21 protein-coding genes are annotated in these 23,824 nt (G+C 71.2%); 9 read left to right on the top strand and 12 right to left on the bottom strand.

The window, feature by feature from the left end:
- Positions 1-83: 83 nt before the first annotated feature.
- Positions 84-2,633, bottom strand: coding sequence for a polynucleotide kinase-phosphatase (locus tag EJ357_RS35010; protein WP_126395684.1), 2,550 nt, complete (start codon positions 2,631-2,633; stop codon positions 84-86).
- The gene (locus EJ357_RS35005) at positions 2,630-4,105 is read right to left on the bottom strand and encodes a 3' terminal RNA ribose 2'-O-methyltransferase Hen1 (protein WP_126395683.1); all 1,476 of its coding nucleotides are present in this window, start codon (positions 4,103-4,105) and stop codon (positions 2,630-2,632) included. The genes EJ357_RS35010 and EJ357_RS35005 overlap by 4 nt, the downstream gene beginning before the upstream one ends.
- A 160-nt stretch (positions 4,106-4,265) precedes the next feature.
- Here EJ357_RS35005 and EJ357_RS35000 point away from each other — a divergent pair, with 160 nt between their 5' ends.
- Positions 4,266-5,066, top strand: a complete 801-nt coding sequence (locus EJ357_RS35000; protein ID WP_126395682.1) for an SAM-dependent methyltransferase — start codon at positions 4,266-4,268, stop codon at positions 5,064-5,066.
- 84 nt (positions 5,067-5,150) lie between these two features.
- Here EJ357_RS35000 and EJ357_RS34995 read toward each other — a convergent pair whose 3' ends face one another.
- Positions 5,151-6,074 (bottom strand): LLM class F420-dependent oxidoreductase, encoded by a 924-nt coding sequence (locus EJ357_RS34995; protein ID WP_126395681.1) that lies wholly within the window; start codon positions 6,072-6,074, stop codon positions 5,151-5,153.
- A gap of 244 nt (positions 6,075-6,318) precedes the next feature.
- Between EJ357_RS34995 and EJ357_RS34990 the strand changes: the two genes are divergently transcribed.
- Positions 6,319-6,510 carry a hypothetical protein gene (locus EJ357_RS34990; RefSeq protein ID WP_126395680.1) on the top strand — a complete coding sequence of 64 codons (192 nt, stop codon included), beginning with the start codon at positions 6,319-6,321 and terminating at the stop codon, positions 6,508-6,510.
- Positions 6,511-6,617: 107 nt separating this feature from the next.
- Here EJ357_RS34990 and EJ357_RS34985 read toward each other — a convergent pair whose 3' ends face one another.
- From EJ357_RS34985 to EJ357_RS34970, 4 genes are all read right to left on the bottom strand, one after another.
- On the bottom strand, positions 6,618-7,088 hold the full coding sequence (locus tag EJ357_RS34985) for a DUF6099 family protein (RefSeq protein ID WP_126395679.1): 471 nt from the start codon (positions 7,086-7,088) through the stop codon (positions 6,618-6,620).
- A gap of 249 nt (positions 7,089-7,337) precedes the next feature.
- Positions 7,338-7,664, bottom strand: coding sequence for a nucleotide pyrophosphohydrolase (locus EJ357_RS34980; protein WP_126395678.1), 327 nt, complete (start codon positions 7,662-7,664; stop codon positions 7,338-7,340).
- On the bottom strand, positions 7,661-8,911 hold the full coding sequence (locus EJ357_RS34975; protein WP_126395677.1) for an AAA family ATPase: 1,251 nt from the start codon (positions 8,909-8,911) through the stop codon (positions 7,661-7,663). Before EJ357_RS34975 ends, EJ357_RS34980 begins: the two co-directional genes overlap by 4 nt.
- Before the next feature lie 87 nt (positions 8,912-8,998).
- A complete protein-coding gene (locus tag EJ357_RS34970; protein WP_175647624.1) occupies positions 8,999-9,388 on the bottom strand; it encodes a cell division protein SepF in 390 nt (129 codons plus the stop codon).
- Between the two features lie 232 nt (positions 9,389-9,620).
- On the opposite strand from EJ357_RS34970, the gene EJ357_RS34965 reads away from it, so the two are divergent.
- Complete coding sequence (locus tag EJ357_RS34965; RefSeq protein WP_126395675.1) at positions 9,621-13,658, top strand: bifunctional nitrate reductase/sulfite reductase flavoprotein subunit alpha; 4,038 nt, start codon at positions 9,621-9,623, stop codon at positions 13,656-13,658.
- A gap of 43 nt (positions 13,659-13,701) precedes the next feature.
- Here the strand turns inward: EJ357_RS34965 and EJ357_RS34960 are convergent, their stop codons facing one another.
- Positions 13,702-14,343, bottom strand: coding sequence for a hypothetical protein (locus EJ357_RS34960; protein WP_126395674.1), 642 nt, complete (start codon positions 14,341-14,343; stop codon positions 13,702-13,704).
- Positions 14,344-14,534: 191 nt separating this feature from the next.
- Between EJ357_RS34960 and EJ357_RS34955 the strand changes: the two genes are divergently transcribed.
- Entirely contained in the window at positions 14,535-16,259 is a 1,725-nt protein-coding gene (locus EJ357_RS34955) for a hypothetical protein (RefSeq protein WP_407698434.1), read from the top strand.
- Here EJ357_RS34955 and EJ357_RS34950 read toward each other — a convergent pair.
- Positions 16,237-16,755, bottom strand: coding sequence for a YceI family protein (locus EJ357_RS34950; protein WP_126395673.1), 519 nt, complete (start codon positions 16,753-16,755; stop codon positions 16,237-16,239). The genes EJ357_RS34955 and EJ357_RS34950 overlap by 23 nt on opposite strands.
- A 124-nt stretch (positions 16,756-16,879) precedes the next feature.
- On the opposite strand from EJ357_RS34950, the gene EJ357_RS34945 reads away from it, so the two are divergent.
- A complete protein-coding gene (locus tag EJ357_RS34945) occupies positions 16,880-17,404 on the top strand; it encodes a MarR family winged helix-turn-helix transcriptional regulator (protein ID WP_126395672.1) in 525 nt (174 codons plus the stop codon).
- A gap of 52 nt (positions 17,405-17,456) precedes the next feature.
- On the opposite strand, the gene EJ357_RS49635 is transcribed toward EJ357_RS34945, so the two are convergent.
- Positions 17,457-17,612, bottom strand: a complete 156-nt coding sequence (locus EJ357_RS49635) for a carbonic anhydrase (protein WP_228472708.1) — start codon at positions 17,610-17,612, stop codon at positions 17,457-17,459.
- Positions 17,609-18,070, bottom strand: coding sequence for a carbonic anhydrase (locus tag EJ357_RS49630; protein WP_228472707.1), 462 nt, complete (start codon positions 18,068-18,070; stop codon positions 17,609-17,611). The genes EJ357_RS49635 and EJ357_RS49630 overlap by 4 nt, the downstream gene beginning before the upstream one ends.
- 128 nt (positions 18,071-18,198) lie before the next feature.
- On the opposite strand from EJ357_RS49630, the gene EJ357_RS34935 reads away from it, so the two are divergent.
- Positions 18,199-18,672, top strand: coding sequence for a DUF6174 domain-containing protein (locus EJ357_RS34935; RefSeq protein ID WP_126395671.1), 474 nt, complete (start codon positions 18,199-18,201; stop codon positions 18,670-18,672).
- Positions 18,673-18,684: 12 nt separating this feature from the next.
- Here the strand turns inward: EJ357_RS34935 and EJ357_RS49625 are convergent, their stop codons facing one another.
- Positions 18,685-19,092: a FadR/GntR family transcriptional regulator gene (locus EJ357_RS49625; protein WP_228472706.1), complete on the bottom strand. Its 408-nt coding sequence runs from the start codon at positions 19,090-19,092 to the stop codon at positions 18,685-18,687.
- Positions 19,093-19,480: 388 nt separating this feature from the next.
- Between EJ357_RS49625 and EJ357_RS34925 the strand changes: the two genes are divergently transcribed.
- The 3 genes from EJ357_RS34925 (at position 19,481) to EJ357_RS34915 (ending at position 23,820) form a co-directional block, all read left to right on the top strand.
- On the top strand, positions 19,481-20,731 hold the full coding sequence (locus tag EJ357_RS34925; protein ID WP_126395670.1) for an ATP-grasp domain-containing protein: 1,251 nt from the start codon (positions 19,481-19,483) through the stop codon (positions 20,729-20,731).
- A gap of 286 nt (positions 20,732-21,017) precedes the next feature.
- Positions 21,018-22,805, top strand: a complete 1,788-nt coding sequence (locus tag EJ357_RS34920; RefSeq protein ID WP_126395669.1) for a thiamine pyrophosphate-requiring protein — start codon at positions 21,018-21,020, stop codon at positions 22,803-22,805.
- Positions 22,806-23,211: 406 nt separating this feature from the next.
- The gene (locus tag EJ357_RS34915; protein ID WP_126395668.1) at positions 23,212-23,820 is read left to right on the top strand and encodes a hypothetical protein; all 609 of its coding nucleotides are present in this window, start codon (positions 23,212-23,214) and stop codon (positions 23,818-23,820) included.
- Positions 23,821-23,824 lie beyond the last annotated feature (4 nt).

Genomic DNA, 23,824 nt, shown 5'->3' with positions numbered 1-23,824 from the left:
TCCAGGCCGCCCGGACATCCGTGTTGACGGCCGGCGACGCGCCGTACGACCGGCCCTACAGCGGGCGGGCCCGGACACACGGATCACAGCCGAGGGTCCACCGGCTCCGACTCCAGCGCCAGCACGCCGAACACCGCCTCGTGCACGCGCCACAGCGGCTCGCCCTCCGCCAGCCGGTCGAGGGCTTCCAGTCCCAGCGCGTACTCGCGGATGGCGAGGGAGCGCTTGTGGTTGAGGAACCGCTTGCGCAGTCGGTCCAGGTTGTCCGGGCGGGTGTACTCCGGGCCGTAGATGATCCGGAGGTACTCACGGCCCCGGCACTTGATGCCGGGCTGTACCAGCCGCCCCTCCGCGCTGCGGACCACCGCGCCGATCGGCTTGACGACCATGCCCTCGCCGCCGCGGCCCGTCATCTCCAGCCACCAGTCGACGCCGGCCCGCACCGACTCCGGGTCGCCGGTGTCGACGTACAGGCGTCGGGTCGTCTGGAGCAGGCCCGTGCTGTCGTGCTCCACCAGCCGGTCGAGGAGCGTGAGCTGCTCGTCGTGCGGCAGGCCGGCGAGGCTGCGCCCCTGGACCGCGAGGATCTGGAAGGGAGCCAGGCGTACGCCGTCCAGGCCGTCCGTCGGCCAGCAGTAGCGGCGGTAGGCCTCCGTGAACGCGGCCGCGTCCGAGGCCCGTTCGCGCTGGCGTGCCAGCAGGTCCGCCACGTCGACGCCGCGCGCCGAAGCGCCCTCGAGCGCGGCCAGCGCACCCGGGAACGCCGCCCCGGAGGCGGCGCCGACCGCCGCGTACTGCGAGCGCAGCAGGCCCGACGCCTTCAGCGACCACGGCATCAGCTCGGCGTCCAGCAGCAGCCAGTCGGTCTCGAGCTCGTCCCACAGGCCCGCCTCGCCGATCGCCGTCCGCACCCGGTCGAGGATCGTCTCCGTCACCGACTCGTCGTCGAGGAACGGACGGCCGGTACGGGTGTAGAGGGAGCCGGTCGGGCCGTCGACGCCGAAGCGCTTGCGTGCCGCCTCGGCGTCCCGGCACACCAGGACCACCGCGCGCGAGCCCATGTGCTTCTCCTCGCACACGACCCGCTCGACGCCGTCCCGCGCGTACTGCGCGAAGGCCTCCGCGGGGTGCTCCAGGTAGCCCTCCTCATGGCTGGTCGCCGTCGGTGCCATGGTCGGCGGGAGGTACGGCAGCAGGCGCGGGTCGACCGCGAAGCGGCTCATGACCTCCAGCGCCGCCGCCGCGTTCTCCTCGCGGATCGCGACACGGCCCTGGTGCCGGGTCTCCACGACCCGGCGGCCGTGCACGTCCGCCAGGTCCAGCGGCCGGCCGTCGTGCCCGCCCGGTGCCTCCGTCCGCAGCGGCTTGGCCGGCTCGTACCAGACCTTCTCGGCCGGTACGTCGACCAGTTCCCGCTCCGGCCAGCGCAGCGCGGTCAGCTTCCCGCCGAAGACGGCGCCGGTGTCCAGGCAGATGGTGTTGTTCAGCCATGTGGCGTCCGGGACCGGAGTGTGGCCGTACACCACGGCCGCCCGGCCCCGGTAGTCCTCGGCCCACGGGTAGCGCACCGGCAGCCCGAACTCGTCGGTCTCGCCGGTGGTGTCGCCGTACAGCGCGTGCGAGCGGACCCGGCCGGATGTACGCCCGTGGTACTTCTCGGGCAGACCGGCGTGGCAGACGACCAGCTTGCCGCCGTCGAGGACGTAGTGGCTGACGAGTCCGTCGATGAACTCCCGCACCTGCGCGCGGAACTCCTCGCTCTCGGTCTCCATCTGCTCGATGGTCTCGGCGAGGCCGTGCGTGTGCTGGACCTTGCGGCCCTTGAGGTAACGCCCGTACTTGTTCTCGTGGTTGCCCGGCACGCACAGCGCGTTGCCCGACTTCACCATCGACATCACGCGGCGCAGCACGCCCGGGCTGTCCGGGCCGCGGTCGACGAGGTCGCCCACGAAGACGGCGGTACGGCCGTCCGGGTGCACGCCGTCGACATAGCCCAACTTGGCGAGCAGCGACTCCAGTTCGGCGGCACAGCCGTGGATGTCGCCGACGATGTCGAACGGGCCGGTGAGGTGGGTGAGGTCGTTGAAGCGCTTCTCGGTGACGACGGTGGCGTTGTCGACGTCCTCCACACCGCGCAGCACGTGCACCTTGCGGAAGCCCTCGCGCTCCAGGTGCCGGACCGAACGGCGCAGTTCGCGGATGTGCCGCTGGATGACGCGGCGCGGCATGTCGGCCCGGTCGGTGCGGGCCGCGTTGCGCTCGGCGCACACCTCCTCCGGCACGTCCAGCACGATGGCTATGGGCAGCACGTCGTACTTCCTGGCCAGCTCGATCAGCTGCCGCCGGGAGTCCTGCTGCACGCTGGTGGCGTCGACGACGGTACGGCGGCCGGCGGCCAGCCGCTTGCCCGCGATGTAGTGCAGGACGTCGAAGGCGTCCCGGGTCGCGCTCTGGTCGTTCTCGTCGTCGGAGACCAGGCCGCGGCAGAAGTCGGAGGAGATGACCTCGGTGGGCTTGAAGTGCCGCCGGGCGAAGGTGGACTTGCCGGAGCCGGAGGCGCCGACGAGCACAACGAGGGAGAGGTCGGTGACGGGCAGGACACGCCCGTTCGTCGCCCGGGTGTTCTCGCTCATGCGGCCTTCGCCTCCTTCTCGTCGTTCACGTTCACGACGGCCGTGAACACGGCCATCTGGGTGGGCGGCCCCACCTCCGGGTCGTCGGGCCCCACGGGTACGAACTCCACGCCGTACCCGTGCCGTTCGGCCACCGCCCGCGCCCACGTCCGGAACTCCTCGCGCGTCCACTCGAACCGGTGGTCGCCGTGCCGGACGTGTCCGGCCGGGAGGGACTCCCAGCGGACGTTGTACTCGACGTTCGGGGTGGTCACCAGAACCGTCCGCGGGCGCGCGGCGCCGAACACCGCGTACTCCAGGGCGGGCAGCCGGGGCAGGTCGAGGTGCTCGATGACCTCGCAGAGCACGGCGGCGTCGTAGCCCCCCAGTCGCTTGTCGGTGTAGGCCAGGGAGCTCTGGAAGAGCGTCACGCGCGAGGCCTGCCGCTCTCCCATCCGGTCCAGCTTCAGCCGCCGCCCGGCGATGGTGAGCGCCCGCATCGACACGTCCACGCCGACGATCTCGGTGAACGCGGGGTCCTTGAGGAGGGCCTGCACCAGCTGGCCCTGTCCGCATCCGAGGTCGAGCACGCGGGCGGCGCCGGACGCCTTGAGCGCGGCGATGATCGCGTCCCGCCGCTGCACGGCGAGCGGGGTCGGCTTCTCCTCCGTCTCGCTCTCGGCCTCGACGGCGTTGTCGATCTCCTCGACCTCGCTGTCGTCGGCCTCCGCGAGCCGCACGAGTTCCAGCCGCTCCATCGCCTCCCGGGTCAGCGACCAGCGGCGCGACAGATACCGGCTGGTGATCAGCTTCTGCTCCGGGTGCTCCGGCAGCCAGCCCTCACCGACCCGCAGCAGCTTGTCGACCTCGTCGGGGGCCACCCAGTAGTGCTTGGCGTCGTCGAGGACCGGGAGCAGGACGTAGAGGTGACGGAGGGCCTCGGCGAGGGTCAGCGCGTCCGACTCCAGGACGAGGCGGACGTAGCGCGAGTCGCCCCACTCGGGGAACTGCGGGTCCAGGGGCACGGGCTCGACGGTCACCGCCCAGCCGAGCGGCTCGAACAGCCGCCGTACGAGCTCCGGGCCGCCCCGGGCCGGCAGCGCGGGCACCTCGATGCGCAGGGGCAGCGGCTGGGCGGCCCGCTCGGGCCGGGCGTTGCACACGCCCCGCATCGCGCTGGAGAACACGCTGCTGAGCGCGACCGCGAGCAGCGAGGAGGCGGCGTACGGCCGGTCGTTGACGTACTGCGCGAGCGCCGCGTCGGGCGCGCCGCCCCGGCCCTTGCCCTTCCCCCGCCGGACCAACGCCACCGCGTCGACCTCCAGGAGCAGCGCCGCCGTGCAGCGCTCGGCGTCCGCCTCCGGGTAGAGGACGTGGGCCGTGCCGTAGGAGGTGGAGAACGCCTGCGATTTCTCGGGGTGCTTGTGCAGCAGGAAGCCGAGGTCGGTGGCCGGGCGCTCTGGAGAGCCGGTGGTGGTGATGGTCAGGAACACGGTGGGCAGGCCTTGGAGTAGTCGTCTGAACTGCGGATACGCCCACCGTACAGATCCGGCATCGGCGGCACCCGAGAATTTTCGCTAGCCTCCGGACCGTCCGGGCGTTCGAACGGCGCACGACCGATCGCCCACGTATGTCCACCAGCGGAGGCCTCACGTGACAGACGCCGGATTACGGGCGACCCCCATCGACACCAGCAAGCCCCACTCGGCCCGCATGTACGACTACTTCCTCGGCGGGAAGGACAACTACCCGGTCGACGCGGAGGCGGCCGAGCAAGTGGTGTCCCTCTTCCCCGCCGTGCGCGACATGGCACGGACCAACCGCCGGTTCATGCACCGTGCCTCCCGGCTGCTGGCCGAGCGGGGTGTCCGCCAGTTCCTCGACATCGGAACCGGAATCCCGACCGAGCCGAACCTCCACCAGATCGTGCAGGGGATCGTCCCCGACGCCCGGGTGGTGTACGCGGACAACGACCCGATCGTCCTCAGGCACGCCGAGGCCCTGCTGCACAGCACCCGCGAGGGAAGAACGGCCTACGTCCACGGTGACGTACGCGAACCGGGCAGGATCCTCGCGGCGGCACGGGAGACCCTCGACTTCGCGCAGCCGATCGCGCTGTCCCTCGTGGCGCTGCTGCACCTGGTGGCGGACGAGGACGAACCCGGCCGGATCGTCGGCGAGTTGCTCGAACCCCTGGCGCCGGGAAGCTGTCTGACTCTCTCCCATGCGACGGGGGACTTCGACCCGGAGACCTGGGAGCGCGTCGTCGAGGTGTACCGCAAGGGCGGCACTCCGGCGCAGGTGCGCTCGCGCGACGAGTTCACCGGGTTCTTCACGGGGCTCGAACTGGTGGACCCGGGCGTGGTGCTCGCCGCCGAGTGGCACCCCGAGCTCGGTGAGCGGCACGGGGGCGAGGAGATACCCCTGTACGTGGGGGTCGGCCACAAGCGATGACGACGCACCCGGCGGATCGTCCTCGTCGGCCCGATCCGCCGGATGACGCGGGAACCACTCATACCGGTCGGGGCCGGTCCGGTGCTACGACAGCTGCGACTGCACCTGGGAGGAGATGAGCTCCAGGTGGTCCAGGTCGTCGAGGTCGAGGACCTGGAGGTAGAGCCGCTGCGAGCCGATCTCCTGGTACCGGCCGATCTTCTCGACGACCTCGGCCGGGGAGCCGGCGAGCCCGTTGACCTTCAGCTCGTCGACCTCCCGCCCGATCGCGGCGGCACGGCGGGCGACCTCCTGGTCGTCCTTGCCGACGCAGACGACGAGGGCGTTGGAGTAGACGAGCTCGTCGCCCTTGCGGCCGGCCTCCTCGGCGGCGGCCCGCACCCGGCCGAACTGCCGCTCGCTGTCCTCGATCGAGGCGAACGGCATGTTGAACTCGTCGGCGTACCTGGCGGCGAGCCGGGGCGTACGGGTGGCGCCGTGTCCGCCGATCAGGACCGGGATCCGGTCCTGGGCGGGCTTGGGCAGCGCGGGCGAGTCGGTGAGGTCGTAGTAGGTCCCGTGGAAGTCGAAGGTCTGACCGACCTCGGTGGCCCACAGCCCCGTGACGATGGCGAGCTGCTCCTCCAGCCGGCCGAACTTCTCCTTCGGGAACGGGATGCCGTACGCCTTGTGCTCCTCCTCGAACCAGCCCGCGCCCAGGCCGAGTTCGACCCGGCCGCCGGACATCCGGTCGACCTGCGCGACCTGGATGGCGAGCACGCCGGGCAGCCGGAAGGTGCCGGCGGTCATCAGGGTGCCGAGGCGGATCCGCTTGGTCTCGCGGGCGAGGCCGGCGAGCGTGATCCAGGCGTCGGTGGGGCCGGGGAGGCCGTCCCCGGAGCCCATCCTGAGGTAGTGGTCCGACCGGAAGAACGCGTCGAATCCCAGGTCTTCGGTGGCCTTCGCCACGGTGAGGAGGGTGTCGTAGGTGGCCCCCTGCTGGGGCTCGGTGAAGATGCGAAGATCCATACCTCCATCCTGCACGCCGTGGCACCGGTCGCCCGCACCGGTCCCCCCAGGGCCTGTCGTCCCCGGTCGGGTGAATTCCGCCCGCGCGGTTGCCGCCCCTGGCCCGGGCCAGTGACCGCCCCCGACGGTGATCGTTGGCTCGGTCGGAGCCGGACCGCCCGGCGCCCGCGCCGGCCCTTGAGCGCCGGAGCGTCACCGTGTCGGCCCACCTTCTGTCAGGGGGCCCAAGGCCGAGGAGGCCGTCATGTCCGAGGAACTCGCACCACAGCAGACCGGTGGCGCCGGACCGCAGAAGGGGCTGCTGCAGCAGATGGAGGAGCTGATGGCGGCGCTGAACGCGGACCTGTCGGCCCTGGACGCGGATCTGCAGGCGACCGGAGGGTCCGGCGTGGGCGCGCGGCAGGACGGGGAGGCCGGCCGAAGTTCGAGTCGCTGACGAATTACTCCGCGCTGAGGCTGGGCGGGGGTGGGTCGCGCAGCCCGGCGCCACGGGGTGCCGCCCTTCTTCGGGAAGGGTGCCGGCCCCTATCCGCCGTTCAGCCCCTACCCCGCCTCCCGCTCCGCCAGCACCTGGTCCCGGTCCGCCAGTCTTCGCAGCATCTCCAGCACCCGGTCCCGGGACTCGTCCGCGGCGTCGATCGCCTCCATGCACTGCCAGTACGTCGTCTCGTCGTCCGCCCCACTGGCCATCCCCACCAGGGCGATCCCCACCTCCCCCAGCAGGCTCCCCAGCTGCATCAGTGCCTGCCGCGCATCTCCCAGCTCCGTGAGCTGGGCGGCGCGTAAGTCCGCCTCCGCCAGGTCCGGCGCGTCCAGGACCCCGCAGCCACGCCCCGCCAGCTCCGTCAACCCCAGGGCCTCGCCGCGCAGTTCAGGCGGGCCGAAGACGGCCAGGCGGCTCCCTATCGCCTGGGCCAGGGCCTGCGCCTGCCACACCTCCGTCATGGTCTCCGGCACGCCCCCGGTACCGGCCAGCGCACGCCTGCTCGTCACGATGAGTCGCACCGCGTCCATCCGCTGTCCCCGTCTGTCCGACGCGCTGCCCACGCGTCCGCCCGAACTCCCTTGTTCACTACCCAGCGTGAAGGGCTCTGAGACTAAAAGCCAGAGGAAGGCGGAAATCTGCGGACAACTTTTCAGCTACGGACGCCGAATCGGATACGGAGAGTGAAAGCGGATGGAATCCTTCCCACGTCCGACGGAGCCCCGCCCGCGTCCGACGGAGCCCCGCCCGCATCGGACCGAGCCGCTTCCCCGCACCCCCTACGGCGCCGGAAACCTCCGCTCGTTCCGGTCGATCTTCGCGTCCAGCGCCGCCAGCGGATCGATCCCGAGCACCTCGCACAGCTGCAGCAGATACGCCAGCACGTCCGCGACCTCGTCCGTCACCCGCTCCGCGGTCTGCGCGTCGGCCATGACCCGCGCCGACTCCTCCGGCGTCAACCACTGGAAGATCTCGACCAGTTCGGACGCCTCGACGCTGAGCGCCGCGACGAGGTTCTTCGGCGTGTGATACGGCTGCCAGTTGCGCGCGGCGGCGAACTCGGCCAGCCTGCGCTGCAGCTTGGCCACATCAAGAGGTTCGGTCACGGCTCCAGGTGTACCACCGTCACTCCATCCGCTCCCGCCACCCCCGAGGCGTCGCTCACCGCCCCGACCACCCGGATGTGCCCGCGCTCGCACATCCGCGCCGCCAGCCGCACGACTTCCCCGCGCTGCCCGGGATCCAGCCCCCGATCGAACCCGTCGGCCAGCACGGTCAACGTCTGCATGGCCTGCGGCACCTCACCGACCGGGTCGACCTCCAGCACCCCGGGTCCGGTCAGCAGCACCAGCGACAGCGCGAGATACCGCAGCTCACCGTCGCCCAGCCGACCGAACTCCGTCCGGATCCCGTCCCCGCGGTCGAGCACCGCCCGCACCGTCCCGTCGTCCATCACCTCCGCGACCGCGTCCGCCACCGGCCCGGCGCAGCCCGCCCGCACCGCGGCGACGAACTGCGCATGCCGCCGCCCGCACTCGATCCGGGTCCGCCGCAGCACATCGGCGAGGTTGTCGCAGCCACCGTGGAGGCGACCGGACCCGGCCGGCATCCGAGCCCGCATCCGGTCGGGCCGTGGGTCACAGGCGAAGACCGACCGTAACGCCACCACCATCTGCTCCGCGGCGGCGAGCACCCGGCGCTGCCCGTCGGTCTTGCCCGCGACCCGCAGCGGCAGCAGTGCCGTGCCGAGCCGGTCGTCGGGTAAGGGCGCCCGGGTCACCGGCGACTGACCCGCCGTGTGCCAGGCGGCCTGCACCCAGGGCCTGCTCGGATCGCGCAGGGCCGTCTCCAGCAGCACCACGCCGTCCGCGCTCAACCGCTCGCCCACGATGCGCAGTCCGGGCTCGGCCTGCACGGCGACGTCGAGCCGTACCGGCCCCTCGGGACCGTCGGCGGTGCAGCCGATTCGGAAGCCCCGCCTGCGTTGGGCATCGGGCCGGGCCCGTTCGGGCACACAGGCCAGCGGATCGGGGAACGCCTCACCGACCCCGGCACCGCCGGCGAGCCGCGCCAGCGCCTCGTACGCCCGCAGAGCGGTCGACTTCCCGCACCCGCTCGGCCCGGCGAAGAGCGTGAACGGCCCCAGCGCAAACGCCGCCCGCCGATGCCCGGCGAACGCCGACAGCCGCAGCTCGGTGAGGTAGGACCGATCGGAGCGGGCCGCGGACGGCTCGCACCGAGGGCGTTCCGGCGAGGGCGGGGAACCCGCACGACCCTCCCGAGGCGGCGGGGAACCCGCACGGCCTCCCTGGGACGGCACGGAAACGGCACCAGACGCAGATGACACGGCCATTCCCGGACCGTAGGTCCCGCGCCGTCAGACGAACCGTTCCACCCCGAGGCCCTTCCTACGATCGAGGGACCGCCCGGCCGGGCCGCCTCACGTACCCGGCACCCCCGCCCCCTCCATCAGCCCGCTCACCTCGGTCCCGGGCGGCGTCAGCAGAAACACGTTCCGATCCACCCGATGCATCCCACTACCCAGGCCGAATACGACGCCTGTGCTGAAGTCCAGGACCCGCTTCGCGACCTCGGTCTCCGCCCCCGTCAGATCCAGCAGCACCGGGATTCCCGCCATGAGCGTCTCGGCGACGTCGCGGGCGTCCGCGAACACGTTGACCCGCAGGACGACGAACCGCCGTCGCGGCTCCGTCACCGCCTCCGGGGGCACTCGGTGGTCCACCGCGGACGGCCAGGCGTCACGGCCGCGCAACGGCACGACCTGGGCGAGCCCCTCCCACTGTTCATCGGTGACGTCGTGGCTGTTCACCGGCTCCCCCCGCCCTGACTCGCCTTCATTTCCTGCACCTGCCAATTCTTACGCCAAGTCACCCGTTCGGCCCAACAGCGACACGGTGCGCGACCGCCATCCCCCCCCTCACATCGCGCTCCGGACGGCTGTGTGGCCGACGTAACTCCTCATGATCAAGCGATGTGACATCGACGTAACGGGCAATTCGTACGCTCTACGCATCACCCCGACCACCGGAGAAGGGCAGCACGTGACCGAGACCACCTCCACGACTCAGGTCCGGACGGTCTGCACGTACTGCGGGGTCGGCTGCGGAATCCTGCTGGACGTCGGGACGGGGCCCGACGGACGGCGGACGGTTCTGAAGGCCTCCGGCGACAAGGCGCACCCGGCGAACGCGGGCCGGCTGTGCACGAAGGGCGCGACGACGGCCGAGATGCTGGCCGCGCCCGGCCGGCTGACCAACGCGCTGGTCAGGGACGACCGGGGAGAGGAGCCGGTGCCCTCCCCCATGGCCGACGCCATCGCCGAGACCGCCCGCCGGCTGCGCGCGATCATCGACGAACACGGGCCGGACGCGGTCGCCTTCTATGTCTCCGGGCAGATGAGCCTGGAGGCGCAGTACCTGTCCAACAAGCTGGCCAAGGGGTTCGTGCGGACGAACCAGATCGAGTCGAACTCGCGGCTGTGCATGGCGAGCGCGGGCATGGGCTACAAGCTGTCGCTCGGCGCGGACGGGCCGCCCGGGTCGTACGACGACTTCGAGAAGGCCGATGTCTTCCTGGTCATCGGCTCGAACATGGCCGACTGCCACCCCATCCTCTTCCTGCGGATGATGGAGCGGGTCAAGGCGGGCGCGAAGCTCATCGTGGTCGACCCGCGACGCACCGCGACCGCCGCCAAGGCCGATCTGTTCCTGCAGGTCAAGCCGGGCACGGACCTCGCTCTCCTGAACGGCCTGCTGCATCTGCTCGTGGAGAACGGCCACACCGACCCCGCGTTCATCGCCGCCCACACCGAGGGCTGGGAGGCGATGCCCGAGTTCCTCGCCGACTACGCGCCGACCGCCGTCGCACAGGTCACGGGGATCGCCGAGAGGGACCTGCGCAGCGCCGCCCGGCTGATCGGCGAGGCGGGCGAGTGGATGAGCTGCTGGACGATGGGGCTCAACCAGTCCACGCACGGCACCTGGAACACGAACGCCCTGGTCAACCTGCATCTGGCCACGGGGGCCATCTGCCGTCCGGGCTCCGGTCCCTTCTCCCTCACCGGGCAGCCCAACGCGATGGGCGGGCGGGAGATGGGGTACATGGGGCCGGGGCTGCCGGGGCAGCGGTCGGTCGCCGTCGACGCCGAGCGGGCCTTCGTCGAGGAGCTGTGGGAGCTGCCGCAGGGCACCCTGCGCGCCGACGGGGTCGGCAAGGGCACCGTCGAGATGTTCCAGAAGATGGCCGACGGCGAGATCAAGGCCTGCTGGATCATCTGCACCAACCCCGTCGCCTCGGTCGCCAATCGCCGTACGGTCATCGAGGGTCTTGAGGCCGCCGAGTTCGTCGTCACGCAGGACGTCTTCGGCGAGACCGAGACCAACGCCTACGCCGATGTGGTGCTGCCCGGTGCCATGTGGACCGAGGGCGAGGGCGTCTTCGTCAACAGCGAGCGCAATCTCACGCTGACCGCGCCGGTGGCCGACCCGCCGGGCGAGGCGATGGCGGACTGGCGGATCATCGCGGCCGTCGCCTGTGCGATGGGGTACGAGAAGGGGTTCTCGTACGACAGTGCCGAGGACGTCTTCGAGGAGATACGGCGGGCCTGGAACCCGGTGACCGGCTGGGACCTGCGCGGGGTGACGTACGAGCGGCTGCGGGACACGCCCGTGCAGTGGCCGGCCGCCGACCTGGACGGCCCGGAGCGCAATCCCATCCGGTACGTCGACGCGGACGGCGGGCTGCGGTTCCCGACGGCGAGCGGGCGCGGTGTCTTCCACGCGCGGCCGCACATGCCGGCCGCCGAGATGCCGGACGACGACTATCCCTTCGTGCTGAACACCGGGCGGGTCCAGCACCAGTGGCACACGCTGACCAAGACCGGGCGGGTCGCCAAGCTCAACAAGCTGAACCCGGGGCCGTTCGTGGAGGTGCATCCCGAGGACGCGGGGGCGCTGGGGATCGCCGACGGGGACCGGGTGGAGGTCGCCTCGCGGCGCGGGCGGGCGGTGCTTCCGGCGGTGGTGACGGATCGGGTGCGGCCGGGGGGCTGTTTCGCGCCGTTCCACTGGAACGACCTGTTCGGGGAGTATCTGAGCGTCAACGCGGTGACGAGCGACGCGGTGGACCCGATCTCCTTCCAGCCCGAGTTCAAGGTGTGCGCGGTGTCCTTGACCAGGGTGGCGGCTCCGGTGCCGCAGGCGCCGGTGGAAGCCCTGAGGCCCACGGCCGTCACCCCCGGCTCGGCCGATCCCTTCGGCCTGGAACCCACTGCGCCGCCCGTGCTGACCGCCCAGGAACGCCTGTATCTGACCGGCTTCCTCGCCGGAATCCACCGCGGCGCGCCCGGCATCCCTGTCCTGCCACCGGACGCGCCCTTCAGCCCCGAGCACGCGATGTGGGTCAACGGCGTGCTCGCCGGGATGTACTCGCGGACGGCGGCGGAACCGGTCACGCGGGACGGCCGTGAGGTCGTCGTGCTGTGGGCCTCGCAGACCGGCAACGCCGAGGGGTTCGCCACCGCCACCGCCGAGCGGTTGGGTGCGGCGGGGCACCGGGCCACCGTGGTCGACATGGACCAGGCCGATGTCCGCGCTCTCGCCCGCGCGGCCGACCTCCTCTTCATCACCAGCACGTTCGGCGACGGTGACGCGCCCGACAACGGGGCGGGCTTCTGGGACACGCTGTCCGACGCCGGGGCTCCACGGCTGGACGGGGTGCGGTACGCCGTGCTCGCCTTCGGCGACTCCTCGTACGACGACTTCTGCGGGCACGGGCGTCGGCTCGACGCACGGCTGGGCGAACTGGGCGGGGTGCGCCTCGCGCCGCGTACGGACTGCGAACCGGACTACGAGCCGACCGCCGGGGCGTGGCTCGACCAGGTCCTCACGGCACTGGGCGGCACGCAAGCGCCCGCGCTCCCGAAGCCGGTCGAGAAGCCGAAGGCAAGTGCTGCGACTCCCGCCGGGCCTGCCCCCGCCACCGCCCGCCTCGTCGGCAACCGGCTGCTGAGCCTGCCCGGCGCCGGCAAGGAGGTGCGGCGCTTCACCTTCGACACGAGCGGTACCTCGCTGGCGTACGAGGCGGGCGACGCGCTCGGTGTGCGGCCGGTCAACTCGCCCGCGCTGGTGGCGGAATGGCTGGCGGTGACCGGCGTGGACGGGTCGACCGAGGTGGAACTGGCCGGCGTCGGCGAGGTTCCCTTCGCCGAGGCCCTTCGCCGGCATCTCGACATCACGAAGATCACCCCGGATCTGCTCCGTTTCGTCGCCGAACGCGTCCGCGACGACCGGGAGTTGCGTCGGCTGCTGCGGCCGGACAACAAGGACGGCCTGGCGCAGTGGAGCTGGGGGCGACAGGCCGTGGATGTCATCGCCGAGCACCCGGTGCGGGCGGGCGCCGCGGAGTGGGCCGGGGTGCTGAAGAAGCTCCAGCCGCGGCTGTACTCCATATCGTCCAGCCCGCTCGTCGATCCGCGCAGCGTCTCGTTGACGGTCTCCGTCGTGCGGTACGAGAACCTGCACGGCCGGCCGCGTGGCGGCGTCTGCTCACCGTTCCTCGCCGACGCCGAGCCGGACACCGAGGTGCCGGTCTTCGTACAGCGCTCCCCTCACTTCCGGCCGCCCGCGGACTCCTCGACACCGATGGTGATGGTCGGCCCGGGAACCGGTGTCGCACCGTTCGTCGGCTTCCTCCAGGAACGGCACGCACTCGGGCACAAGGCCCCCAACTGGCTGTTCTTCGGCGAGCAGCACCGCGCCAGCGACTTCTACTACGAGGACGAGCTGACCGCCCTGCGCGACGAGGGCACCCTCGCCCGCCTCGACACCGCCTTCTCCCGCGACCAGCGCAACAAGGTGTACGTCCAGGACCGGATGCGCGAACACGCCCCCGAGCTGTGGCGCTGGCTCCAGGACGGCGCCCACTTCTACGTCTGCGGCGACGCCTCACGCATGGCCAAGGACGTGGACCAGGCGCTCCGTGACATCGCGGTCACACACGGCGGGCTGGCGGAGGCCGAGGCGTCGGCGTACGTGAAGCAGCTGGCGGCGGCGAAGCGGTATGTGCGGGACGTCTACTGACCACCGGGCGCCGACCAGTGAGGCGTGCAGATTTGCCGGGAACTCACCTCTGGTTCGCATCCGAGTTACCGGTCCGCGGCTCCGGTCGATCGATCACGGAGCCTTGGGAAATGTCCTCTACAGACGGAAAGTTGTCAGTCTCCGCATTGCGGACAATCTTTCGTACGGCCTCAACCTGCTCGAAGTACTTGTCGATCTGCTCCCTTTGGGTCGCACCGAAGGCGCCAGGGCGGTCGAGCATTCTCCGATAGATGTCGTAGAACTCGGACTCCCCACTCCTGAAGGCCTTGTAGTGTGCTTCGACCCTGAAGGCGCGAGAGATTCCGAGCAGTAAAGCGGAATGAGTGGCGACAACAGTGAGGAGCCACTTGGACCACGGGTCCGCCGTCGTGGCCTGAGCCAACAGCGGAACGCCTACCGAGGACAAGCTGATCCAGGTCAACGAGTAGACATGAAACAGGCGGTAGCGTTCCGCCTGGGTCTTCCAGAACTTGAGTGTTCCCTGCATACGCTCGTAGTTCTGACCGAGCAGCAGCTTTCCGTCCTGCGTGAAATGAGGCGACTCATTGAAGGATGGGCCGCCGGGATTCAGGTCGGACCACGCGACAAGGGCCCGCAAAACCGGCAAGAAGGACAAAAGCGCCAAAGACGAGTAAATAATCAGTGCGAGGGCCCAGTTGCTCACCTGACGCCTTTCTTCCTCCTCTGTCCTGATTCAGATCGTAGCCCTGCGGGAGTCACTCCGATGGGCAACGGAGTGTGCACACTGTCCAGGGCGACTCCCGGCGAACCCCCGGGATCTTCTCACCCGCCTCACACCGGACTCTTCACCTCCCTCGGCACGCCGCTCACCAGGGCTGATTACGGTCCGGTGGCGTGCAGTCGGCAACACAGCAGCCGGTGACACCGGCCCGGGGGACACGTTCGCCGGCGCCCGCCGTCCCGGAGACGCAATCCCCCGCCCCGTGGCACCGCGTGCTGACCCTCCTCGCGGACATCAGCCTCTTCATCGGCACCCGGGCGATCTGGACGCAGGCGGCGAGCCACCGACTCGTCGTGGCCGCCGCCATCTCGGCGTGCTACGCCTCGATCCTGGTCTGCGGGGTGCTGGCGCTGGTCGTGCGGCGGACGCGGTCGCTGGCGCGGCTGGATCTGTGCGTGCTCGTGACCGCGGTGACGCTGACGCTGTGCGCGTGGGCGATGAACCACGGCGGCAGCGACGAGGCGATCCTCACCACCCAGGCCGCCCGTGAGCTGGTCGCAGGGCATCCGGTCTACGGGCAGCCGTGGCCCTGGCTCTTCGGCCACGGCGTCGCACTCACCCCGACGGTCACCGGCGGCTACGACTTCACGTACGGCTATCCGCCCTTGACCCCGCTGCTGACCGCACCGCTGCTGTGGCTGGGGCACGGGGCCCTGCCCGCGACCGTCGTGAGTACGGCCGCCCTGCTGGCCGGCACCGTCGCCCTTTGGCGGGCACTGCCCACGCCGTGGCGGTCTGCGGCGACCATGGCGTGTCTCGGCTTCGGGTTCCTGCCGTCGTACGGCCGCCTCGGCTATCCGGCGATCGTGGCGCTGGCCCTGCTGGTGCCGGTGGTGGTGCGGTGGCCGCGGACCGGGCGGGGCGGGCGGCTGGGGGCCGGCGGGCTGGCGCGGGCGGCGTGTCTGGGGGCGGCGTGCGCGGCTCAGCAACTGCCGTGGTTCGTGGCGCCGTTCCTGCTGGCCGGGATCTACGCCGTGCGGCGCGGGGAGCTGGGTGGGCGGGCGGCGGCGCTGGTGGTGGGGCGGTTCGCCGGGATCGCCGGGATCGTATGGCTGCTGCTGAACACCTACTTCGCCGTGAGCGAGCCGGACACCTGGATCCGGGGCATAGCGCTGCCGCTGACGCAGGGCGCGGTGATCCACGGGCAGGGCGTGGTCGGCATCTCGCTGTACTTCACCGGCGGCAGCGACCGGCTCGACTGGTACTCCCACGCGAGCATGCTGCTGGCGGCGGGGCTGCTCGCACTGTTCGTGCTGTTCGTACGGCGGCTGGGGCCCGCGGCGACCGTGCTGCCGTGGTGCGCGTTCTTCGTGGCGACCCGGTCGCAGGACGGCTACTACCTGATGATGACGCCGCTGTGGCTGGCGGCGGCGATCACCGCGCCGGCGTCGGAGTTCGCCTCGGCCTGGCAGCCGCGTCCGCCGGTGGTCTGCGGGCGTCCGGCGCGGATCGCGGCGGTCGCGCTGCTGCTCACCCCGGCCATGGCGAGCGTGGCATGGGCGGCGACCGGGTCACCTGCGCTGGACATGCGGCTCAGGTCGGTGCGCCGGGCGACCCCGACTGCCGTGTCCCGCCTGGAGATCGAGGTCACCAACACGGACGCCGCCGCTCTCGCGCCGCACTTCACGCTCACCACGGGCCAGGGCATGAACGAGTACTGGACGGTCGTACGAGGCCCGGCCACACTGCCCGCGCACGCGACGGCGCGCTATGAACTCCGGCCGCCCGCTGGGGGGTTCCGGCTGCCCCGGCCGGGCGTACGGATCCGGCTGCGAGCCTTCACGGCCGTACCGCAGACGCTGTCGAGCGCCGACGTCAGGCTGTCGCGGTCCGGGTGAAGCGGAGCGTGGCGGCGATCGTGGCGAGGCCGCGCATCATGCCGAGCTGGTTCCAGCCCATGCCGAACTGCTCGCGGTCCACGGTGAACTCGGTGTCCAGGGTGAGCGCCTCGGCGTCCGCGCCGACGAGGCGTGCGGTCACGGACAGGGGGCGGCTGACGCCGCGGGCGGTGAGCTGACCGACCACGTGCACGCTGTCGCCGTCGCGGAGTTCGGCGCTGCGGACCGCGAAGGTGATCTCGGGGTGGTTGGCGGCGTCGAAGAAGTCGGCGGAGCGCAGATGCTCGTCGCGCTTGGCGTTGCGAGTGTCGAGGGAGGCGACGTCCAGGGTGATCGTGCCCACGGCGGAGCCGTCGGGCCGCACCTCGCCGTTGCCGGTGACACCGGCGAACGCGCCCTTCACGTTGACCAGGCCCCACATCGTCCGGTGCCGGACGGCGACGGTGGAGGCGGACGAGTCGAGCTGCCACAACCCGGTTTCGACGGCGACGGTCATGATCCTTCTCCTGCGAACCTTGTCGTTCAAATTTGGATGACTGCACGCTAGCCCATAATCCAAATATGAACAACCGGGTCGCCCACTCCATCGTCCAAAAATGAACGACAGGTAGAATCGAGCCATGTCCGCCGCTCAGGAAGACCCCGCCGACCAGCTCGAATGCCCCGCCGCCTTGGGCGGCGGGCTGCTCCCGGCCGAGCTGCGCGGCTGGATGCTGCTGCTGGCCGCCACCGGGGCCGTGGAGCAGCAGCTGCGGACCGTCGTCAAGGAGCGGCTGGATGTCTCCCACGACGAGTTCCTCATCCTGTGCCTGCTGGCCGAGCAGCCCGCGGCGGGCAGCCTGCGCATGACCCGGGTCGCGGAGCTCCTCGGCCGCCCGAAGACCCGGCTCACCTACCAGATCGCCTGCCTCCAGCACGCCGGCCTCGTCACCCGCAGGTCGGTGTGCGGCGACAAGCGGGGCGTCGAGGTCGCCCTCACGGAGAAGGCCCGCCGCCTGCTGACGGAGGCCTCCGAGGCCCTCGGCGAGACGGTCAAGGCTGCCCTCGCGCGCTTCGTGGGGGCGGAGCAGCGGGAGGCGCTGTGCCATCTGCTGCCGGATCTCGCCGGGCGGACCGAGCGGGAGACCGGCCGCCTGCCGGATTGAGAAAGGTGAACCGGCACACCCGCGGCGTGCGGGCGGCCGGTCAGTCCTCGCGTCAGGCGGAGGGCGCTCCGGTGAGGACCTCCACCTGGCCAGTGTCGAGCGAGTAGTAGGCGCTGACGACGGCCAGGTCGCCGTTGCGCACGAGCGGGGCGAGATCGGCGTTGGTCTGCAGGTCGCCGGCGGTCCGCTTGATGTGGACGCGGGTCATGGCGTCGACCGGGTCGCCTTGTACGCGGCCTTGACCGCACCGCAGCGCGTGTGGCCGAGGACGACGATCAGCGGGGTCCCCGAGGTCATGGGCCCGTACTCGACGGAGCCGGTCACGATCGGGGCGACCACCTGGCCGCCGGTGCGCATCACGAACAGGTCGCCGATCCCGGTGTCGAAGAGGAGCTCCGGCGGCACCCGGGAGTCGATGCAGGAGAGTATGACGCCGTAGGGCTTCTGCTCCTCGGCGACGAACTGCCGCCGCCCGGGGTCACGGTGGGGGTGCTGGAGCGACCCGTCCACCCAGCGCTTGTTGCCCTCCATCAGCCGCGCGAACGCCGACCACGGCGAGTCCGGCCGTGCGGCCGCGGCGGCGGAGGGAGACGACACCGCGCCGACGGACGTCGTCTTCTGCTCCGCCGAACCGGAGTCCGTCTTCGACGAACAGCCGGTGATCACGGCCGCGGCGCGCCCAAATCATGGAGCGTGACCCGAGGAGAGCGGCCCGAGCGCCGCTTCGGGCAACGGCGAACGTTCAGTGGGCGGGCGGCGTCATAGCGGTAGCCGTTCGCGAAGGGACCACTGTCATGATCACCGCAGCTGTCACCGCCCGTTTCACCGCCCGTGCCGTGTCCAGGACCGCGCTGATCGGAGGGCTGCTCTGCGCGGCCGCCGCCTGTGGTGCCGATTCGAACAGCGTGTCGGCGCAGAGCAGGGCAGCCTGGCAGGAGCCCGCCTCGTACACGTACACGCTCCGATCGACCGAAGGGGAGCGGGCGTTGCTCGGCACCTTCCGGATCACGGTCCGCGACGGCGCGGTGGTCGAGGCGGTGGGGCTGGACGACAGCGGCCGGCGCGTGGTCGAGGACGTCCCCGACGCGGTGCCCACCATCGGGGAGCTTCTCGGCAAGCTGGAACAGGCGCGCCGGGACGACGCGGACCGGGCCGAGGCGGAGTACACGGCCGGCGGGAGGCCGGTGCGGATCTCCCTGGACTGGGAGGAGAACGCGATCGACGACGAGGCGCTCTACGCCATCAGCGACTACAGCGAGCTCGGCTGACCCCAGCCCCCGTCAGGCGTCCTCGCGCCGCTCCAGGGCCTCCTTCAGGCGCCGGGACCCACCCTCCATGTGGGCGGCCATCGCGGCGCGCGCCGCCTGGGCGTCCCCCTTCTCGACCGCCTCGAAGATCGGCCCGTGATCGGCGTACGCGACCTCACGGGAGCGGACCTCGCCGGTGCGCTCGACCCAGCCGCGCTGGATCATCGCGCGCATCCCCTTGAGCATGTCCCGCAGCACTGTGTTTCCGGCCGGCTCGCCCAGTGCGGCGTGGAAGGCGGTGTCGGCGTCGGGGAACCGCTCGTCCGGGCAGTCGCGCGTCTCCGCCAGGCGGGCACGCAGCAGCTCCACGCCGGCCTCGTCGCGCGCCTGGGCGGCGAGCCCCGCGACCACCACGTCCATTTCGGCACGCGCCTGCAGCATGTCGTTCGCGCCGCGCTCCCCGAGGACCAGTCCGAATTCGAACAGGCGGTAGAGGACATCGGAATCCGCGCCGCGGAAGTACGTGCCGCTGGACTGGCGGATCCCAGCAGGCCGAGGAAGCCCAGCGACTTGATCGCCTCGCGGAGGGTGGGCCGGTTCACGCCGGGCGCTGCCGCTCGGAGGGAATCCGATCTCCGGGCCGCACCTCAACCAGCTCGTCCGTATCGAGGAGGAGCTGGGCACCCAGGCACGCTACGCGGGCCGGGAGGCGCTGGGCCTGGGCCGCTGAGCGGTTGTCGCTTCGGCCAACCCGGCTTGGTCGTCGGCGAGTTGTTTTCGGAGGACGGCCCGATGGACGGTGCCCCACCGCGGCCGATCCACTGGGGACGTGGACAGCAGCGACGAGCCGGACATGACCGGCGTGATGGTGATAGAGCCCATGGGCAACGCGGGACCCTTCCTCGTGGAGGCCGCCGCCCGGTCGGGCATACGGCTGTACGCGGCCACGGACGCGCGGGTCCACGCCGGTTACGAGCCATGGCTGACCCGCGGCCTCGCCGGAGTGTGCCTGACCGAACTGGCCGACACCGCACGCGCGTTGGACGACATGGAGGCGTTCTGCCGTGCACGGCGCATCGCGGGTGTCGCCGTCTCCTGGGAGTTGCTGACCCCGCTGGCGGCCCTGCTCGCCGCGCGCCTCGGGCTACCGGGCAACGATCCGCTGCGCGCCAAGGCCGCCCGCAACAAGATCGCCATGGCTCGGGCGTTCCGGGAGGCGGGCGTGCCGGCACCCGCGGGGGCGGTGGTCACGGGCACCGAGCAGGCCCATCGCGTCGCCGTCTCCGGCCGGCTGGGGTGGCCGCTCGTCGTCAAACCGGCCGAGCAGGGCGGCTCCTGGGGCGTGAGCGTGGTGGACGGCCCGGACGGGCTCGACGCCGCGGTGGCCGCCGCCGGACTCGTCACCCGAGCCGAGCCGCACGGACTGGCGCTGGACCCGCGCGTGCTGCTGCAGAGCTATGTGCCCGGGGAGGAGTTCTCCGCCGACACGGTCGTGCACGAGGGCGTGCCGTACCCGCTGCCCGTGGTCCGCAAGGACACCACGGCCGGCCGGTACCGAGTGGAGACCGGGCACTCCTGCCCCGCCGGGCTCGACGCGCGCACGGTGCGGACGATCCAGGAGACGGCGGCGCGCGCCGCGCTCGCCGTCGGGGTGCGCAACGGCATCGCCCACACCGAGGTGAAGATCCTTCCGGGCGGCGGGCCGGTCGTCATCGAGACCGGGGCCCGGCTGCCCGGGGACAACATCTGCGAGATCGTTGAGGCCGCGACCGGCGTCAGCGAGGCGGCCGCCTATCTGCAGGCCGTGACCGGGCAGGTGCCGGACACCGCGCCGACCCGCGACGCGGCGGCCGCGGTGCGCTTTGTGCTGCCCGACCGGGCGGGGGTGCTGGAGCACGTCGTCGTCCCCGACCTGCCCGGCACCCACAGCCGGCTGCACATCCGTCCGGGGCAGCGGGTGCCCGAACCGGCCGACAGTTCCGGCCGGGTCGGCCACGTGGTGGCGCGTGCCGCGTCCGTCGAGGAGGCGGGCCGTCTTGCCGACCGGGTGATCGCCGGCACGCGGGTGAAGGTCGGCTGATCCGTGCGCGGGCTCGTGCGGAGGATCGCCTTCCTGCGGTCCGTGGAGATCCGCCGTACCGAACCGGACATCCGGCGATGCGTCGGCGACCTGGCCGAACTCGGCCTGGAGATCTCCATCTCCCTTCCCTGCGACGCCCTGCGGGACCTCACCGTCAAAGCCATCGACGCGCATACGCCTTCCCCCTTCCGTCATTACCCGCATCGCCCAGGGGTACCCGGTGGCCGCACCGGACGCGCTCCCGTGCGCGCCCGGAGGCCCGACCACCTCTGGAAGGATCCCGATCATGTCGACGAAGGTCTCCGACCACCTCCTCGAGCGGCTGCGCGAGTGGGGAGTGGAGCACGTCTTCGCCTATCCCGGCGACGGCATCAACGGGCTGCTGGCCGCCTGGGGCCGGGCGGAGAACGTCCCCCGGTTCATCCAGTCCCGTCACGAGGAGATGTCCGCGTTCGAGGCCGTCGGTTATGCCAAGTTCTCCGGCCGGGTCGGCGTCTGCGCCGCCACCTCCGGGCCCGGCGCCATCCATCTCCTCAACGGCCTCTACGACGCGAAACTCGACCACGTGCCCGTCGTCGCGATCGTCGGCCAGACCGACCGCAGCGCGATGGGCGGCTCGTACCAGCAGGAGGTCGACCTCCTGAGCCTCTACAAGGACGTGGCCTCGGACTTCTGCGAGATGGTCACCGTCCCCGAACAGCTGCCCAACGTGCTGGACCGCGCGATCCGCACCGCCGTGGCGCGCCGCTCGGTGACCGCCGTGATCGTCCCGGCCGACGTCCAGGAACTCGACTACTCCCCGCCCGAGCACGCCTTCAAGATGGTCCCCTCCAGCCTGGACATGCCCCACTACGCCCCCGTGCCGGAGGACGAGGACCTGCGACGTGCCGCCGATGTCCTCAACTCCTGCGGAAAGATCGCCCTGTTGATCGGGCAGGGCGCGCGCGGGGCCCGTGCGGAGGTCGAGGCCGTCGCCGACCGGCTCGGCGCGGGCGTCGCGAAGGCGCTGCTCGGCAAGGACGCCCTGGACGACGACCTGCCGTACGTCACCGGCGCGATCGGTCTGCTGGGCACCCGGCCGTCGTACGAGATGATGCGCGAGTGCGACGGTCTGCTCGTCGTCGGCTCCAGCTTCCCCTACAGCCAGTTCCTCCCGGAGTACGGTCAGGCCAGGGCCGTCCAGATCGACCTCGACCCGCACATGGTCGGCCTGCGCTACCCCTTCGAGGTCAACCTCGTCGGCGACGCCGCCCGCACCCTGCGCCGGCTGCTGCCGCTGCTGGACCCGGTCGAGGACCCCGCCTGGCGCACCAAGATCGAGGACAACGTCGCACGCTGGTGGGAGGTCATGGAGCGGCGGGCCGCCGTCGAGGCCCGCCCGGTCAACCCGGAGTACGTGTTCCACGCACTCGACGGCCTGCTCCCGGAGAACGTGATCCTGAGCGCGGACTCCGGATCGGCCGCCAACTGGTACGCCCGGCACTTGAAACTGCGCGGCGCGATGCGCGGCTCGCTGTCGGGCACGCTCGCCACGATGGGGCCGGGTGTGCCGTACGTCATCGGCGCGAAGTTCGCGCACGGGGACCGGCCGGCGATCGCCCTGGTCGGCGATGGGGCGATGCAGATGAACGGCATGGCCGAGCTGATCACCGTCGCCAAGTACTGGCAGGAGTGGACGGACCCGCGGCTGGTCGTCGCGGTCCTCAACAACCAGGACCTCAACCAGGTCACCTGGGAGATGCGCGCCATGTCGGGCGCCCCGCAGTTCCTGCCCTCCCAGTCCCTCCCCGACGTCGCCTATGCCGACTTCGCACGCTCCCTCGGCCTGACCGGCCTGCGTGTCGAGAAGCCGGAGGACGTGCGCGGCGCCTGGGAGAGCGCGCTCGCGGCCGACCGGCCCTGCGTCCTCGACTTCGTCACCGACCCCGCCGTACCGCCCATTCCGCCGCACGCCACCCTCGACCAGATCGAGGCCGCCGCGGCCGCCGTCCTCAAGGGCGACAGCGACCGCGCCGCGATGGTCCGGCAGGGCTTCAAGGCCAAGGTGCAGGAGTTTTTGGCGGGCCGTCACTGAAGGGTGTTGAAGGGTGTTGAAGGGTGCTGAACGGCCTCGACACCTGGCTCCGGGCGAAGGGACACCCGCCCGATCCCGGCTGCACCAGGCAGCCTGGCCTGGCCGGTCCGGGCTGGGCCGGGCCGGGCTGGGGAGCGCGAAGACGTCGGCGACGTCGGACGCGGGATCGAAGAGGATGCGCGGTCCGGTAGAAGTGATCCGCCATCGGGAACTCCTTCGAGTGACGGACGTGTCGTGGTGTGGGCCACGCGAGTGGCGCGTTGACAAGCCTGAGTAGTGAACTGATGATGTAATCAGTCCTGTGGAGATGGTCAGAAGAGGGGCCTCTTCCCGTTTGCGCACCATCTCACCAAGGCCTATTTGTGGCGGTATGCGAAGTATTGCCACACCCGTCAGGAGAGGCGCCATGAGCGAAAACGCCCTGCATGCGAAGTTCCAGCAGTTCCCCGAAGTCGTCCGCGAAAAGGTGGACGCCGCACTCTCGGACGCCAAGATCGCCCTCAAGCTCAGGGCCGCCGAGATCCTCGCCGACAAGGAGGAGATGGCCGAACACGCCGTCACCACCGCCGGCCGGATCGGCGCCAAGAGCGGTGAGGTGTCCGAGCTGACGACGATCCTGCCGCTGAAGCCGAACGGCGCCGAGCGGCTGCGGAAGTTCTTCGGCCTGGTCGGCGGGAACCTGGCGGGCGCAGGCCAGGTCGGCACCCTTCACAACATGCGGTTCGTGTTCCTCGACAACGACACGAAGCTGCTGTTCGCGACCGCCTTCGACGGCGAGTGGGATCCCTACATCGACGACTTCGCGACGAAGATCCCCGAGTTCATGGACTACCTGTTCAGCAACGTCGAGGGCTGGCCCGGCATCACCTCGCCGGACGTGAAGGACTTCATCGTCAAGTACCAGATCCCGGCGGAGGCGTGGTTCGTCGCCCACCCCAACCTCACCGTCGCGGAAGGCCACCGGCTCAAGCGGCAGGAGGCCGCCGTGCAGCGTTTCCTGTCGGACCTCAACTGAAGGC

This window comes from Streptomyces cyaneochromogenes (genome assembly GCF_003963535.1).
Taxonomy (GTDB): Bacteria; Actinomycetota; Actinomycetes; order Streptomycetales; family Streptomycetaceae; genus Streptomyces; species Streptomyces shaanxiensis.
Note: the sequence above shows the minus strand (reverse complement) of the source record. Positions and strands in the feature narration are given on the sequence as shown.

Bases quoted from the DNA above. Each gene is read 5' to 3' on its own strand.
- EJ357_RS35010 (WP_126395684.1), bottom strand. From the start codon at position 2,633: ATGAGCGAGAACACCCGGGCGACGAACGGGCGTGTCCTGCCCGTCACC.
- EJ357_RS34995 (WP_126395681.1), bottom strand. From the start codon at position 6,074: ATGGATCTTCGCATCTTCACCGAGCCCCAGCAGGGGGCCACCTACGAC.
- EJ357_RS34990 (WP_126395680.1), top strand. From the start codon at position 6,319: ATGTCCGAGGAACTCGCACCACAGCAGACCGGTGGCGCCGGACCGCAG.
- EJ357_RS34985 (WP_126395679.1), bottom strand. From the start codon at position 7,088: ATGGACGCGGTGCGACTCATCGTGACGAGCAGGCGTGCGCTGGCCGGT.
- EJ357_RS34975 (WP_126395677.1), bottom strand. From the start codon at position 8,911: ATGGCCGTGTCATCTGCGTCTGGTGCCGTTTCCGTGCCGTCCCAGGGA.
- EJ357_RS34950 (WP_126395673.1), bottom strand. From the start codon at position 16,755: ATGACCGTCGCCGTCGAAACCGGGTTGTGGCAGCTCGACTCGTCCGCC.
- EJ357_RS34945 (WP_126395672.1), top strand. From the start codon at position 16,880: ATGTCCGCCGCTCAGGAAGACCCCGCCGACCAGCTCGAATGCCCCGCC.
- EJ357_RS49635 (WP_228472708.1), bottom strand. From the start codon at position 17,612: ATGACCCGCGTCCACATCAAGCGGACCGCCGGCGACCTGCAGACCAAC.
- EJ357_RS34935 (WP_126395671.1), top strand. From the start codon at position 18,199: ATGATCACCGCAGCTGTCACCGCCCGTTTCACCGCCCGTGCCGTGTCC.
- EJ357_RS49625 (WP_228472706.1), bottom strand. From the start codon at position 19,092: ATGCTGCAGGCGCGTGCCGAAATGGACGTGGTGGTCGCGGGGCTCGCC.
- EJ357_RS34920 (WP_126395669.1), top strand. From the start codon at position 21,018: ATGTCGACGAAGGTCTCCGACCACCTCCTCGAGCGGCTGCGCGAGTGG.
- EJ357_RS34915 (WP_126395668.1), top strand. From the start codon at position 23,212: ATGAGCGAAAACGCCCTGCATGCGAAGTTCCAGCAGTTCCCCGAAGTC.